This window comes from Agrobacterium sp. ST15.13.015 (genome assembly GCF_027871645.1).
Lineage (GTDB): Bacteria > Pseudomonadota > Alphaproteobacteria > Rhizobiales > Rhizobiaceae > Agrobacterium > Agrobacterium leguminum.
On sequence record NZ_JAQAHF010000001.1, the window covers coordinates 213,797 to 228,331 of the forward strand.

The window sequence follows — 14,535 nt, forward strand, 5'->3', positions numbered from 1 at the left end:
GGCGGCTTTAGGCAACCCGGAAGCGGGTGTCAAACAGCGGAAATTTACGAAAATCGCAAGGTTCTAAAGGGCAATCACGCTGTCCTCGATGGCGCGGCAAAGCCGGTGGACGGCATCCGCCAGCTTTTCATCGATGATGTGCAGGTACTCCGTCCAGTCGTCCACATGGTTCACATCCACCTTGCCATCGGAAATGCCGCGCAGACTGACGAGCGGTACGCCGAAGCGCTGGCAGGCTCTTAAAACCGCGAAGGTTTCCATTTCCACCATATCGGCGTCGATCAGCCCGTAGGCCTCACCCGAAACGACATTGGCGCCCGTGGAAAGCCGGGCCTCGGCAATTTCAGGTATTCGAAAAGGCAAGGCCACTTCGGCGGGCAGATCGAGCAGGGGCGTGCAGCCCTTTTCGAAACCGAAGGCTGAGGCGTCCATGTCGCGATAGGAAACCGAAATCGCCTGATAGATGCCGGTTTGCTCCAGCGTCCGCGAACCGGCGGAACCGAGCGAAACGACGAGGTCCGGCAGGTGATCGGCCGCATCGAGACCGGCAAGAACGGCCGTGACGGCAATCGCCGCCTCGACCGGGCCGATACCGGTCATGAGCGGCGCAATGCGTGCCTGAAGATGGGGACCGTATTCGGGGGAAGCGGCCATGACAAAGAGGACGGATTTATCCGCGACATGCAAAAGCCGGTAGCTCATCCGGTAATATCCTCGCGACCCTTCACCACCATCATCGTGCCCGTCATGGAGGCGATCAGCTTCGCCGGTCCGTCGGACAGCGCATAGGCGCGGCCATCGGCGACGATCAGGTTGTTCCCTGGCTTGATGATCTCGCCGCGAAACAGGAACCGCTCGCCGCGCCCGGGCGACATGAGGTTGACCTTGAACTCGATGGTCAGCAGCGAGGCTTCCGGCTCGATGATCGTATAAGCGGCATAGGTGCAGGCGGTATCCAGACCGGCGGCGATGACGCCGGCATGCAATATGCCGTGCTGCTGCGTCAGCTTTTCATGAAAGGGGAGTTCGATTTCCACCAGCCGGTGTTCGATACGGCTGATCTCGGCGTTAATCGCCTGCACCACGCCCTGCCGCGCAAAGCTTCTTTCTATCCGCTGACGAAAATCGCCGGGATCCGTGATCTCCATGGCCTACCTGCCTGCTTCTGCCTCATCGCAAACTGACATGGCGCGTGGCGGCAGGCAAGGCAAGGGCGGTGCGGGGATTTAGTTCAACATGCCGATGCTTGCATTCAGCACCGTGGCAAAGGCGACCCATACGGCATAGGGCACGAAAAGCCACATGGATATGCGGTCACGACGGTAGGTGAGCGCCATAAAGGCGACGATGCAGATCAGCATCGGAACGATGATGACGAGCGCCCCCGCCGGGCTTTGCATTCCGAAAAAAATCGGAGACCACAGGAAGTTCAGCACCATCTGCGTGAACCACAGCCGCATGCGCGTTCCCGTCGGCTTGCGGATCCATGTCCGTGCGCCGGCAATGCCGATCAGCACGTAAAGCGCGGTCCAGACGGGCCCGAAAATCCAGTTGGGCGGATTGAAGAAAGGCTTCTGCAGCGATTGATACCATTCGCCGGGCACATTGTTGACGCCGATCAGCGCCCCCACGGCAACAACAGCAACCACAAAAACGACATAGACGGCAAGGTTTCTCATGATCCGTCAAATGCGCCGGCCGTGCTTTTGTTCCCCTGTCTTTTCAGTATTTTAGCTGGACAGACGCACGATGTGCTGATCCCACGCCACGTCGCTGCGCCGGGTCTCGAAAAATCCGTCATAGGAAGAAACCGCAATGCCTCTCGCGGCGGGCGCGACGCCTGCCGCTTCCCGCACGGTCGTCTCTGAAACGACGCGCCCGGTTTTCGCATCCAGCGTCACGGCGGCGTTGCCGTTGGGCGATGTCAGGCCCACCAGCCCATCGCGCCGGTTGACGGCAATGGCCCCGACATAATTGGCAAGGCGCACCGTCGTTTCTTCCGGCAAATCGACGAAGGTGAGAGCTTCGCCCCTGGAGAAATGGCCGACAAGCGGCGGGAGATCGTTGCGCGGTCCCTCATATTGGCAGGCGAACCAGATACGCCCGTCATCGCCGAGATCGACATGGCGGGTGGAAAGCTGCCGCAGATGCGCCGGCATGGCTTGTTTCTGGATCACTTGCCCGGTCGCCGCATCCAGAAGCACGAGGGACGGCTGCATATTGTCGATATTGAGCTTGGTTCGGCCGAAATCCGGATGGGTTTCGATGCCGCCATTGGCGATCACGATCAGCCGCCCGTCATCGCTCACCGTCATGTCATGTGTGCCGATGCCTTGTGCATCATATTCGCCGATGCGGGTAAAGCCGTTGCGGGCGTCATAGAGCCCGATAACGCCGCGATTGCCGTCGAAGTCGTTTTCGCTGGCATAGAGGATTGCCCCGTTAGGGGAGAATTGCCCGTGGCCGTAGAAGTGGCGGTTTTCCGGCGTGTGCATCACGATCGGTTCGCCGCGTCGCGCGGGGTCGAAGGCCATGAAAAAGGTGCCGGGCCGGCGCGCAAACGCCACGGTCATGCCGGTTGCATGGCTCGTCGCCATTCCATGGGCGCGGGCAGGAAGCGCGACGCGGTCGATGATCTCGCCGCGTTCGCTTACCGTCGCAATGCCGTAGGACCCGTCACGGGCGCGGAAGGCGGAGGCAAAGACCGCGTCCGTCCGCTCCAGCGCATAAAGTGAACGGGGAGCCAGCGCGGCGAGGAAGGGAACTCCCGCCGCTTTGATGAAGCTGCGGCGATCTATCAGCATCCGTTTGGTGCCGGAGATCATCGGCTCAGTCCCCATCGGCGAAGGAGAAGCCGGAGCTGAGGCCGATCGCGCCGCCATATTGATCGTTCAAGCGGTAGATCAGGTCTTTGCCATTGAGCAGCAGATAATCCACCTTGGCGCGCTGATCGTCCTGATCCAGCGCCTTTTGCACATCCGTATTGATGGTCCCGGCAACGCGGATCATCGATTTGGCGATGAAATCGATGGAGTTGACGATGGAGCGCTGATCGGGCGGTACGAGTTCGACCATATCCGCCGTGTGCAGCAGGGTCTGAACCGCCTTGATATTGGTGGCAATGCTCTGCCATGTCAGGCCGGAGCGCCAATAAATGGCGGTGCGGGGAAATCTTGCCTTGTCCGGTCCCTTGTAGAAGGTTTCGATCCGCTGGTCGCGAATGGCTTCGGAGCCATGGACAAGAATGCCGAGCAGGGCGACCAGCGCCTCGCGCTCGTCACGAAAGACGGGGTTGTCCGCTCCGGGCTGCGTCCAGTTTTTCTGCGCGCCGTCAGTCGCATTCCAGCTGTCAGAAAGTTCCGTTGCCACATTGGCGATATTGCCGGCGATAGCGGCGCCATAGCGGCAGCGGAAATCACCCTTCCTGTCGAGCAACTCTTCCGCTCCGGTTCCGTAAAGCACGAACTCAAGAGCGCCGAGCCCCTGCGCCGCAACGCTCTTGCCGCTCAGGCCATCCGCACTCGTGACGCTTTCATCCTTTTCGGTGAGATAACGCTGCACCTGCTTCAGCCCGAGACCCTTCTTGTCGGGATAATAAAGCACGCGTTCGAAACGGTCCTTCTCGATGACAGGGCCGACACGCACGATCTCGATGGTCGACCAGCTTGACACCGTATCGACAAAGGCCGCCTTGGCCGCCGCTGCGGTCGTTTCGGAGGGAGCGGTGCAGAAAGCTTTCATGCGGCCTTCCAGCGTCTCCGCCGACTGCCGGAAGCGGTCATAGCCGGGACGGATGAAGCCGTTCACCGCCTTTTCCATCACGCCCCGCACCTGAACCGGGTCGAGCGGCGGCGGCGGCATCAGCTCCACATCCTGCGCCCTTGCCGGCGGCGTGGTCAGAAGCAGCAGCACGGACATGACGCCGGAAATTTTTCGCATGGCATTTTTCATCAAAGGGACTCCAGAAAGGCCAGCAAAGCCTGCCGGTCGGATTTTTGCAAGGCGGCAAAGGCGTCGCGCGCTTTTTGCCCTTCGCCGCCGTGCCACAATATCGCTTCCGTCAGGCTGCGCGCCCGCCCGTCATGCAGGTAAAAACCGTTGCCATTGACCTTTTGCGTCAGGCCTATGCCCCAGAGCGGCTGGGTTCGCCACTGCCGTCCGCTGGCTTCGCCCACCTGCTGGCCATCGGCAAGTCCTTCGCCCATGTCATGCAGCAGAAAATCGGAATAGGGCCAGATCAGCTGGAAAGAATGCATGGGGTCGGCGGTGTCGCGGCGTGTGACGAATTTCGGGGTGTGGCAGGCCGTACAGCCGGAGGCGTAGAAAAGCTGCTTTCCCCGCAGAACCGTCGGATCATCGACGTTGCGGCGTCGCGGCACGGCGAGGTTTTCGGTGTAGAAGGTCACGAGATCGAGAACCGGATCAGGCGCCTCCACCGGCCCGAGCCTCAGCTGCACGCCGGTCGGCATGGCAAGACAGTCCTTCTGGACACCGGTACAGTCGCCATAGGCATTCGGCGCATCCGGTGAGGAAATGCCGATATCGTGGGAGAAGGCGCTGGCGCTCTGGTCTCGCACGCTCGCATTCTGCGCTTTCCAGCCAAACCGCCCGAGTTTCACCTCGCCGGTCCGATGGTCTTTGACCCATGCGGGACGCCCGGCAATGCCGTCGCCATTGTTGTCGTCCGGGTCGGCCCTGGCCAGAATATCGGCCTCGGCAATGGCCTCGATCAGGCCAAGACCGAGGGTGGGCATGGCAATGCGCGCCGAAAGCGTCGTGTCGGCGCCAAGCGGACCATATTGCAGGTTCTCCACGGCATAGCTGGGCTTGCGCAGCATCACCACCTCACCATCCGCCAGCTGAACCGGCTCTTCCGTATAGGTGATGACCGGCTTGCCTTCGGCGGCGAGGCCGGGAATGGCCAGGTTCTGAAGCTGCCGGCCATAGGTATTATCGGGAAAATTTAAGGTCTGGTGGCTGGCAATGGCCTGTCGTTCGGCTTCATCACGGGCTGGTCGCGCCAGCCGCAGAAACAGCGAGACGGCGTCTTCTCCGGCAAGAGGCGGTCGACCCCTGCCATCCTTCACATGGCAGGTCTGGCAGGATCGGGCGTTGAAGAGCGGCCCGAGCCCGTCCGAGGCCTGTGTGGAGGACGGAGAGGAGACCCAGAGCTTCTGGAACAGTGCGTTGCCGAGCTTGAAATCCTGCTTCCGTTCGAGCGGCATGGTGGCGGAAGGATGGGAGAACGCGCTGCTGTCGGCCTTGCTGGTGCTGGTCGTCGCTCCACCGGACATGGCTTCGAAAGCTTCCGGCCCGGTAAAATCTGCCGTTGGCGCAGTCACGGCCAGCACGCGGCTTCGATCTTTCTCCGTCAGATCGTTGCGCAGCGGTTCGGCAAGCGCCATCGACGCCACAAGGCAGGCTGCCCCGGCGAAGAAGAATGGCTTGCGGATCGGTGGCAGCAAAAATCGCATGACAATAAGAGCGGTGAAAAGTAACGGGCCGCAGCGATCTGCGGCCCGTTTTACCGCTTATTTGAAGACGGCGTTCGGATTGTCGAGGCTGTCGGAGCCTTCGAGCTCGATCTTGCCGAGATCGAGCGCCGCGATGACGCGTTCGACGGTCTTCGTCTGGTCGAGAAGGCCGTCGATGGCCGTCTGAACCACGGCGTTGCCTTCCTTGTTGCCTTCGCCAATCATCTGGTCATAGGCCTCGACGGTCTGCGCGCGCTTTTCCATGGCATGCATGGCGTCGAGCGTCTTGTTCAGCTTCGCCAGCATCTCGTCGTTCAGCGCCTTGTCTTTGGCGCCGACCAGTTCCGAGAGCGAGGCGCCCGTCATCTTCGTTCCGTCCACGCGGGTATAGTCGCCGGTATAGGCCGAGGCGATGCCGATCGCGTCGTAAAGATGCGAATTGTAGGTGTTGTCTGAGAAGCAATCATGCTCCTCTTCCGGATCATGCAGCAGAAGGCCGAGTTTCATGCGTTCCCCCGCCAGCTCGCCATAGGAAAGCGAACCCATGCCGGTGAGAATGGCGGTCAGGCCCGCTTTCGGATCGGCTTCCACCGTTTTCGTGGCTTCGCCTTCCGGCGCCCAGGCATCCACCATCTCCTGAAGATCCTTGATCAGCAGGGTCGAGGCGGATTTCAGGTAATCGGCGCGGCGGTCGCAATTGCCGTTCGTGCATTTCGCCTTGTCGTAATCGGTGTAGGGGCGGTTGCCTGCGCCCGGTCCGGTGCCGTTCAGATCCTGACCCCAGAGCAGGAATTCGATGGCGTGGTAGCCGGTCGTCACATTGGCTTCGACGTCGCCCGCCTCGTGCAGGCTTTCGATCAGCTCGGGGGTGATCTTGGAGGCGTCGACCTCTTCACCGCTGATCTTGATCTTCGGATTGGCGATGATGTTGGCAACGTAAAGCTCGTTCTCGTCGCTTTCCGTGCCATAAGAACCGTCGACATAGTCGATCAGGCCTTCATCCAGTGGCCATGCATTCACCTTGCCTTCCCAATCGTCGACGATTGGGTTGCCGAAACGATAGACTTCCGACTGCTGATAGGGAACGCGGGCCTTGATCCATGCTTCCCGGGCGGCCTTCAGGGTTTCTTCGCTCGGCGTTGCGATCAGCGCATCGATGGCCTTGTCCAGCGCCTTCGCCGTGGTCAGCGAATCCTCATATTTCGCATGCGCGACATCGGCATAATGCTTGACGACGGCGGCCGCGTCTGTAGCGGCCCGGGCGGGAAGCGCGGTGAAAGCCGCAGAAGCGGCAAGAAGCGCAAAAGAAGCGCTGAGAATGGTTTTGCGGATCATGATCCCTCTCCTTCGGCAGGCGCGAAATGACTTCGCGCCGCGGCAAGCGAGTTCTGACCCAATCACAAACTTGTGTCAAACATTCTAGTTTAGAATGCTTTGAAACAAGACCTGGTGCTATTTTCCAAGTAAAATCAGTGCTTGCAAAGACAGCGTTATGCTTTGCGTTTCATCAAGCAGAAGAAGAAGCCATCCGTATCTGTGGTTGCAGGCGTCAGCGTCACTGTCTTGCCGTCGGAAGAATGCGGTTTATTTGCGTTGCCGCCGAAAGTCGTCTGCCAGCGTTCCAGTGCGGAGCCGATGGAAAATTCCGGATTTTCCGCGCAGAAGCGCCTTACCTGCTGTTCGTTTTCTTCGGGAAGCACCGAACAGGTGACATAAAGCAGCTCGCCGCCCGGGCGTACGAAGCCTTTGGCCTGTGAGAGCGCCTCGCCCTGCTGCTGTACGCGCTCTTCCAGATTGCGGGCCGTCAGCCGCCATTTGGTGTCGGGCCGGCGGCGCCATGTCCCGGTGCCGGTGCAGGGCGCGTCGACCAGAACGCGGTCGAACTTCTCCTGAAACGGCGTAAGGCCGGAGGCGCGGTCGTGCACCTGCACATTTCGCGTGCCAGCCCGCTTCAGCCGTTCGATGATCGGCGCAAGGCGCTTGCGGTCGGCGTCGAAGGCGTGGACCTGGCCCTTATTGTTCATGCTGGCCGCCATGGCCAGCGTCTTGCCGCCGCCGCCGGCGCAATAATCGAGGATCTGTTCGCCTTCATGCGCGCCGGCAAGATCGGCAACGATCTGGGAGCCTTCGTCCTGTACTTCGAACCAGCCCTTCTGGAAGGAAAGTTCGGCGGTAACGTTCGGCAGGCGGGAAGGACCTTCGCCGGCGGGAATGCGCAAGCCCTGTCGGGCGATATGCGTGGCTTCCGCGCCGCTTTCCTCCAGAGCCTTCAGCACCTTGTCACGCGTCGCTTTCAAGGTGTTGGCGCGCAGATCAAGCGTGGGCCGCTCGTTCAGGGCCTGCGCCTCGGCGAGCCAGCGATCGCTAAAGGCGGTTTCGAAGGAGGATTGCACCCATTCGGGTATGTCGCCCTGAATATGGGCCGGTGCATCGCTGAGGGAACGGGACAGAAAGGCCTGCTGCCTTTGTTCATCCGGTGCGGCGGGGGCGAATTTGTCGCCGTCGAATTCCGCCGAAAGGTCCGAAAAGCTCTTTCCCCATTGGCGCAGCAGCACGGCATAACCCAGCGAGGCAGCGCTGTCGTCATCCATCAGCCAGGCGTGCGACAGTTTCATGCGCAGCGCGTCATAGACGATGTTGCCGATTGCAGCCCTGTCGCCGGAGCCGGCGAAACGATGGGCAAGGCCCCAATCTTTCAGAGCATCGGCGACGGGACGCCTGCGTCCCTCAATATCCGCCAATACTTCGATTGCTCCGGCCAAACGCCCGCCTAAACGCATTGTCTACCTCGTTCTTGTGCTAAGCCCGGTTGGTAGACGCGAATGGCGGCGAGGGCAAGGCTCAATCGGCCTTGACGACCTCGTAGCAGACCTTGGCGGTGCCGGAGTTGATCATGCCGATGTTCTTGGCGGCTGCCTTGGAAAGATCGAGAACGCGGCCCTTGATGAACGGCCCACGGTCATTGATGCGCACCACAACGGCCTTGCCATTGCGCGCATTGGTCACCTTGACCTTGGTGCCGAACCGCAGCGAGCGGTGGGCGGCGGTCAGGTTGGCGGCGTTCATGCGCTCGCCCGAAGCAGTCTTGGAGGTCAACGCATACCACGATGCGCCTCCACAACCATTTGCCGCATTCGCCTGAAGAGGCGCAATGATGGAACAGGCGGCGATAGTTGCAGCGGTGAAAGTTATACGACGGATATTCAACAAACTGTGCTTCCCTGAAAATCGGCCCCGCGCCGATTGATTGTGCCCTTGCTAAACGGCCATGAACTGGCCTGAACGCCTTTTGATGCGAGATTGTAGGGCGAGGGAAAAATGGCGAAAAAAAGCTGACCTCAAATCACGAACTGTTACAGTCTGTAATATTCGTGATCGTTAGCCGGAAAGCTGTCGGCAGGGCGTCCCGGCCAAAAGCTGGAAAAAATAACGCAGAATCAATGGATAACGGAAATGCTGTTGCGGGTCACGGCTTCGTGAATCCAGTTCACGAAATGTGAGTGAAATATTTTTCTAATGATTACGATTTTAGTGATTTTTGGATGGTTAATAAAATCCTAATTGGCTGAAATAAGACGAAAACCATCCGCAAAAGCGGGATTGGAAGGATTTTTCATCGCTTTTCGAGAGGGAATTTTCAGCCCCGCCAGAGGCCGTTTTCCCACAATTGTCTCAGGGACAACCTGTACTCGGGAAAGCGGAAATCAAAGCCGATATTGCGTATTCTGGCGTTGGAAACGCGCTTGTTCTCGCCATAAAAAGAGCGCGCCATCGGCGTCAGATCGGCGGTCTCGAAGGCCTGCTCGGGTGGCGATTCCACCCCCATCAGCGCTGCTGCAAAACTCACCACATCCTGCGGCGGGCAGGGCTCGTCGTCGGTCACGTTGAAGATGCCGCGTTCGTTTTTCCGTGCCAGAAAGGCAAGTGCGGCACCGATATCCTCGACCCGGATGCGATTGAACACCTGGTCCTTCTTCACCAGCCGCCGCGCCGTTCCCTTCTCGAAATTCATGAAGGCATTGCGTCCGGGGCCATAAATTCCGGAAAGGCGCAGGATGGCAAGCGGCACATCCGCCTTTTCCGCTGCCGCGGTCCAGGCGGTTTCCGCAGTCACCCGTTCCACGGATCGCGCGGAGACCGGGCGGCAGGGCGTTGTCTCGTCCACCCAGGCGCCGCCATGGTCGCCATAAACGCCGACTGTGGAAAGATAAGCGACCCATTTCAGATTGGGCATGAGCTTTTTCAGATCGCCGTCCAGAAGCGCAAGCAGCGGATCGCCATCCTTGCCCGGCGCGACGGATTGTACGAGATGCGTGATGTTGCCCATTGCGGCGACGAGTTCGTCATTGAGTTGAACGCCGTCGAAAAGCAACGGCGTCATGCCTGCGGCGGTGAGGTTTGGGAACTTGTCCTGGCTGCGTGTGGTGCCGGAAACGCTTGCTGCTTCGGTTTTCAGCGCGTTAGCGATGGCTTTTCCCGAATATCCCGCGCCGAAAATCATCACATGCATGCGTCACGCCCCTGCCAGTTGCCATTCCATGTCCGCCTCCGGATCAGGCTCCGGCGCGCGACCGGCAGAGTATGTACGGAATTCGTCCCTGTCCATAAGCCGTGACAAAGCCCACGCGGCCATGCCGCGTACTTCGGGCGAAGGGTCGGTTTCGGCAAGCGTCTTGCATTGCTCCACGAATTGCCGGTCTGCGGAGTTACCCGCCGCGATCAGCACGTTGCGGATGAAGCGATTGCGGCCGATGCGCTTGACGGGTGAGCCGCTGAAGAAACTGCGAAAGGCGCCGTCATCGAGCGTGAGCAGGAAGGCGATGGAGGGTTCCTTCAGATCCTCGCGCGCCTGCAATTTCATCTCGGAGGCGCTCGCTGCGAACTTGTTCCACGGACAGGCGGCAAGGCAGTCGTCGCAGCCATAGATGCGATTGCCAATCATCGGCCGGAATTCGTGCGGGATCGGCCCCTTGTGCTCGATGGTGAGATAGGAGATGCAGCGGCGCGCATCCAGTTGATAGGGCGCGGGGAAAGCGGCCGTCGGACAGGCATCGAGACAGGCGCGGCAGGAGCCGCAATGGTCCCTCTCGGCCTCATCAAGACAGAGTTCGGCCGTGGTAAACATGCTGCCGAGAAACAGCCACGAACCATGGGTGCGGCTGACGAGATTGGTATGCTTGCCCTGCCAGCCGAGACCGGCGGCGGCGGCAAGCGGTTTTTCCATTACGGGTGCGGTATCGACAAAGACTTTCACATCCTCGCCGGCACGCGCGGCAAAACGGGTGGCGATTTCCTTCAGCCGCCCCTTGATGATGTCGTGATAATCGCGATTGCGGGCATAGACCGAAATGGCAGCCTTGTCGGGTTTGGAAAGCAGGTCGCGTGGGTCTTCCTCGGGACCGTAGTTCAGCCCGAACATGACGATGGAGCGCACGTCTCCCCAGAGCGTTTTCGGCTCTGACCGGCGGGCCTCGGTTTCCTCCATCCACGCCATCGTACCGTGATAGCCCTTGTCGAGAAACTGTCTCAGCCGTTCGGGCGCGAGCGGAATGCTGTCCGGCGCGGTGATGCGACACAGATCGAAGCCAAGCGAAAGCGCTTCCTGACGAACGAAGTCCGTCAGTTTACGCGCGCGTATTCGCTGCTTTTCGCTCGCGACGTCGATGGTCGTCTCTCCTGCGGGTTATTCTGCGGCATATATAATGCATGTCGCCCGAAAGTGTGCAGCGGTTTCGGGACAACGACATGCTTTAGATAAAACCGCAGGCCACAGCAAATAACCGGGAGGCCAGACCTCAGAAGTCCAGATCGGCGTAGTGGGAGGAAGGGGCAAGGCGCGGAATGCGTTCGCTGAGGAACGGCCGGAAGGAAGGACGGGATTTCACCCGCTGATACCATTCCTTGGCAATCGGCGCTTCGAGCCAGTTGATCTCACCGAGATAATCCAGCACCGAGACCGCGGCAGCCGCGGCAAGATCGGCATAGCTCAACCGGTCGCCGGCGAGCCAGGTGCGCGAGCCGGCCAACCATTCCAGATATTTGATGTGCTGGCGAATGTTGTTGCGGGCGGTGCGCAGCAGCTTTGAATCCGGCGGTCCGCCACCCTGCGCCGCCGTCATCTGCAATTTATAGACCCTTTCCCGCACCAGCGGCCGGGTCACGTCGTTTTCCATCTTCTGCAGAAACCATTCCGTCAGCCGGCGGATTTCCGCACGCTGAAACGGGTCTTCGGCGAGAAGCCGACGGTCGCGCTTCAGAACCCCATGCGTTTCGTCAAGAAATTCCGCAAGCACATAGGGCCCGCTCAGCGAGCGCATATTGTCATCCAGATAGACCGGCAGGGTGCCGGCCGGATTGAGCGCCAGAAACTCCCGCCGTCTTTCCCACGGCTGCTCCTCCACGAGATCGGTCTGGAACCCGTATTCCGCGAGGATCAGACGAACGAACCGGGATGCGGTCGACATCGGAGAGTGATAGAGAGTTGGCATCGGTACTCAATTTTTACGATTGGTTGTCATGATCGGCATTTGCCGAAAAACTTTTTCAGTTTCGCTTCATCAAGACGCTATAAGAGCTTGGCTACTTTAAAACAAGTTTAACGCAATTGCCTTCCATTGCCACTTTCCCCCTGAAAAGAAGGATACCTCATGGGTGACCAATCGATCATCAGCGCGCTTCTGCTGGGCATTATCGAGGGTCTGACGGAGTTCATTCCCGTCTCCTCAACGGCGCACGTGCTGCTGGCCGGGCATTTCCTCGGCTTCAAATCACCCGGCAACACCTTTGCCGTTCTTATTCAGCTCGGCGCGATCCTTGCGATCCTTCTTGTTTATTTTCAAAAGCTTGTGTCGATTGCGCTCGCTCTGCCGACAAGCGCGAAAGCGCGCCGTTTCGTGCTGGCCGTCGCTCTCGCTTTCCTGCCGGCGGCGATAATCGGCGCTTTGGCGCATGACTTCATCAAGACCGTGCTGTTTGAAACGCCGATGCTCATCTGCGTGGTGCTGATCATCGGCGGCGTCATTCTGCTCGGCGTCGACCGCATGCCGCTGAAGCCGAAATATACCGACATCATGGATTATCCGCCGTCGCTTGCCTTCAAGATCGGCCTCTTCCAATGCCTTGCGATGATTCCCGGCACGTCGCGGTCCGGCGCCACAATCGTCGGGTCGCTGCTGATGGGAACGGACAAGCGCTCCGCCGCCGAATTTTCGTTCTTCCTGGCGATGCCGACCATGCTCGGTGCTTTCACGCTCGATCTTTACAAGAACCGCGATGCGCTGAGCTTCGATGACGGTGCGCTGATCGCCGTCGGTTTCATCGCCGCTTTCGTCTCCGGCCTCTTCGTCGTTCGCTCCCTGCTGGATTTCGTATCGCGGCGGGGCTTTGCACCCTTCGCCTGGTGGCGCATCGCCATCGGTTCGCTGGGACTGGTGGCACTTCTGGTTCTGGGTTGAACCAGGGGCGGGAATAATCTCCGTTCGCGACGAACGAACAGAAAAAGAAAAAGCGCCCCGGAGAACCGGCGGCGCTTTTTCTTTGAAACTTTTAAAGGCCGATCAGTTGGTGCTGATCGAAGCCGTTGCGCAGGGGTCGACGCCATAGGCGGGAGCGCAACCGCTCTTACCCGCTGCAACCGTTCCCGGCGCCATGAAAGAACCCGCCAGAACCACCAAAGCCGCACACGCAAAAAAGAGTGCGATAGATCTGCCCATTTTATGATTGCCTTTCAGACGTTCGTTCGCGCGGATCATGCCGCCGTGTGTGAATTGAGTGGTCGGGATATGTTTGGAATGTGGCGAATATCAATAAAGCAGCTTGTTGAATACCGGGTTAATACGAAGTCTTTTCCACAGTTGCGCTTGTGCCACGCTTGCCTGTGGAGGCCGGACCACCGTTAACTTTTACCCGGCTTTGCAAAACAGCCCTGGTTCATTCAACACCTCCCCTGCAGTTGAGGGGAAAATGCACGAATAGCGGTTTGGTTGCGATTGAATTGCGCAAAAACAAAAAGCGGGAATGGCTCCCGCTTTGTTGTGTTCGATGAGGCTGAAGGTGGGCTTCAGGCCGCTTTTCCGGCATTGGAGAACTGGCCGTGCGGGCGGTATTGCACCATGTAGGAAGGCAGAATGGACGCGACGCGAACGGGGGTGATGCCAATGCCTTCCAGTGTCAGGCCGTTCTTTTCGGCGTCGGTGGAAACGACATTGTCCTTTTTCAGCATGGTCACCTGATCGGGCGTCAGCGGCGGCGCAATCAGCGGCACCATTGAAGCGATCTTGCCAATCATGGACGCGACGCCGAAGGGCAGGTTGACGAAGGGACGCTCCCGGTAGGTCGCGGCAAGAACCGCCTCGAGACAGTCACGGAATGTCATGACATCCTGACCGCCGAGTTCATAGATCGCGCCGGGTTTCAGCTTGCCATCGACGCCAAGGGCGACGGCTTCCGCGACATCCTCGACATAGACCGGCTGGAACCTGGTTTTCCCGCCACCGATCAGCGGCAGGAACGGCATGCTGCGGGCCATTTTTGCGAACTTGTTGAAGAAATCGTCTTCCGGTCCAAAAATGATCGACGGGCGCAGGATCACGGCGCCAGGCAGAATGGAATGGATGGCGGCCTCGGCGCGGCCCTTGGTGCGGCCATAACCGGTCGGCGAACCGGCATCCGCGCCGATGGCGGAAATATGCGTCAGCGTGGCGCCAGCATCGCGGGCCGCCTCGGCAATGGCTTTCGCACCGAATTCCTGTACGGCGTCAAAGGTGTTGCGGCCGCTTTCGGTCAGAATACCGACGCAATTGACCACATGGTCGGCGTCTTCCACGGCTTTAACGATGGAATCGCGATAACGCAGGTTCGCCTGGGCGAAGGAAATCTGGCCGACATTGCCGAGCGGCTGCAGGAACCCGGCGAGATCCGGGCGGCGCACGGCGACGCGGATGCGGTAACCGCGCTTCGCAAGTATCCGCACGACATGCCGCCCGACAAAACCCGAACCGCCGAAAACGGTGACGAGGGGTGGAAGGTTGGCCAAGGTCATGAGAGGCTCCTCAGAAGCTGT

The 14,535-nt window shown here is 59.6% G+C and carries 15 protein-coding genes; 1 reads left to right on the plus strand and 14 read right to left on the minus strand.

Translation table 11 applies throughout. The features are described 5' to 3' along the window. Positions 1–63: 63 nt before the first annotated feature. From PIB16_RS01060 to PIB16_RS01115, 12 genes are all read right to left on the minus strand, one after another. Complete coding sequence (locus PIB16_RS01060; RefSeq protein ID WP_078051370.1) at positions 64–702, minus strand: 5'-methylthioadenosine/S-adenosylhomocysteine nucleosidase; 639 nt, start codon at positions 700–702, stop codon at positions 64–66. Next, positions 699–1,148, minus strand: coding sequence for a PaaI family thioesterase (locus PIB16_RS01065; RefSeq protein WP_003520131.1), 450 nt, complete (start codon positions 1,146–1,148; stop codon positions 699–701). The genes PIB16_RS01060 and PIB16_RS01065 overlap by 4 nt, the downstream gene beginning before the upstream one ends. A 78-nt stretch (positions 1,149–1,226) precedes the next feature. Further along, on the minus strand, positions 1,227–1,679 hold the full coding sequence (locus tag PIB16_RS01070) for a TspO/MBR family protein (RefSeq protein ID WP_271044832.1): 453 nt from the start codon (positions 1,677–1,679) through the stop codon (positions 1,227–1,229). A gap of 51 nt (positions 1,680–1,730) precedes the next feature. Beyond that, positions 1,731–2,825: a DUF1513 domain-containing protein gene (locus PIB16_RS01075; RefSeq protein WP_174035483.1), complete on the minus strand. Its 1,095-nt coding sequence runs from the start codon at positions 2,823–2,825 to the stop codon at positions 1,731–1,733. Between the two features lie 4 nt (positions 2,826–2,829). After that, positions 2,830–3,951, minus strand: coding sequence for an imelysin family protein (locus tag PIB16_RS01080; RefSeq protein ID WP_271044833.1), 1,122 nt, complete (start codon positions 3,949–3,951; stop codon positions 2,830–2,832). Continuing rightward, on the minus strand, positions 3,951–5,474 hold the full coding sequence (locus tag PIB16_RS01085; RefSeq protein WP_271044834.1) for a di-heme oxidoreductase family protein: 1,524 nt from the start codon (positions 5,472–5,474) through the stop codon (positions 3,951–3,953). Before PIB16_RS01085 ends, PIB16_RS01080 begins: the two co-directional genes overlap by 1 nt. A 57-nt stretch (positions 5,475–5,531) precedes the next feature. Further along, positions 5,532–6,809, minus strand: coding sequence for an imelysin family protein (locus tag PIB16_RS01090; RefSeq protein ID WP_020812392.1), 1,278 nt, complete (start codon positions 6,807–6,809; stop codon positions 5,532–5,534). A 155-nt stretch (positions 6,810–6,964) separates the two neighbouring features. Continuing rightward, positions 6,965–8,254 (minus strand): RsmB/NOP family class I SAM-dependent RNA methyltransferase, encoded by a 1,290-nt coding sequence (locus tag PIB16_RS01095; RefSeq protein WP_271044835.1) that lies wholly within the window; start codon positions 8,252–8,254, stop codon positions 6,965–6,967. Positions 8,255–8,315: 61 nt separating this feature from the next. Then, positions 8,316–8,684: a septal ring lytic transglycosylase RlpA family protein gene (locus PIB16_RS01100; RefSeq protein WP_059759243.1), complete on the minus strand. Its 369-nt coding sequence runs from the start codon at positions 8,682–8,684 to the stop codon at positions 8,316–8,318. A gap of 427 nt (positions 8,685–9,111) precedes the next feature. Then, complete coding sequence (locus tag PIB16_RS01105; RefSeq protein ID WP_271044836.1) at positions 9,112–9,984, minus strand: SDR family oxidoreductase; 873 nt, start codon at positions 9,982–9,984, stop codon at positions 9,112–9,114. Positions 9,985–9,987: 3 nt separating this feature from the next. Beyond that, positions 9,988–11,139: a tRNA epoxyqueuosine(34) reductase QueG gene (gene queG / locus PIB16_RS01110; protein ID WP_271044967.1), complete on the minus strand. Its 1,152-nt coding sequence runs from the start codon at positions 11,137–11,139 to the stop codon at positions 9,988–9,990. A 130-nt stretch (positions 11,140–11,269) separates the two neighbouring features. Then, the gene (locus tag PIB16_RS01115; protein ID WP_003520121.1) at positions 11,270–11,962 is read right to left on the minus strand and encodes a glutathione S-transferase family protein; all 693 of its coding nucleotides are present in this window, start codon (positions 11,960–11,962) and stop codon (positions 11,270–11,272) included. Between the two features lie 159 nt (positions 11,963–12,121). Between PIB16_RS01115 and PIB16_RS01120 the strand changes: the two genes are divergently transcribed. Next, on the plus strand, positions 12,122–12,928 hold the full coding sequence (locus tag PIB16_RS01120) for an undecaprenyl-diphosphate phosphatase (protein WP_065654605.1): 807 nt from the start codon (positions 12,122–12,124) through the stop codon (positions 12,926–12,928). Between the two features lie 102 nt (positions 12,929–13,030). Here PIB16_RS01120 and PIB16_RS01125 read toward each other — a convergent pair whose 3' ends face one another. Both PIB16_RS01125 and PIB16_RS01130 read right to left on the minus strand, forming a co-directional pair. Next, a complete protein-coding gene (locus tag PIB16_RS01125) occupies positions 13,031–13,186 on the minus strand; it encodes a hypothetical protein (RefSeq protein WP_004439462.1) in 156 nt (51 codons plus the stop codon). A gap of 347 nt (positions 13,187–13,533) precedes the next feature. Beyond that, on the minus strand, positions 13,534–14,514 hold the full coding sequence (locus tag PIB16_RS01130; RefSeq protein WP_065654604.1) for a complex I NDUFA9 subunit family protein: 981 nt from the start codon (positions 14,512–14,514) through the stop codon (positions 13,534–13,536). Positions 14,515–14,535: the final 21 nt, after the last annotated feature.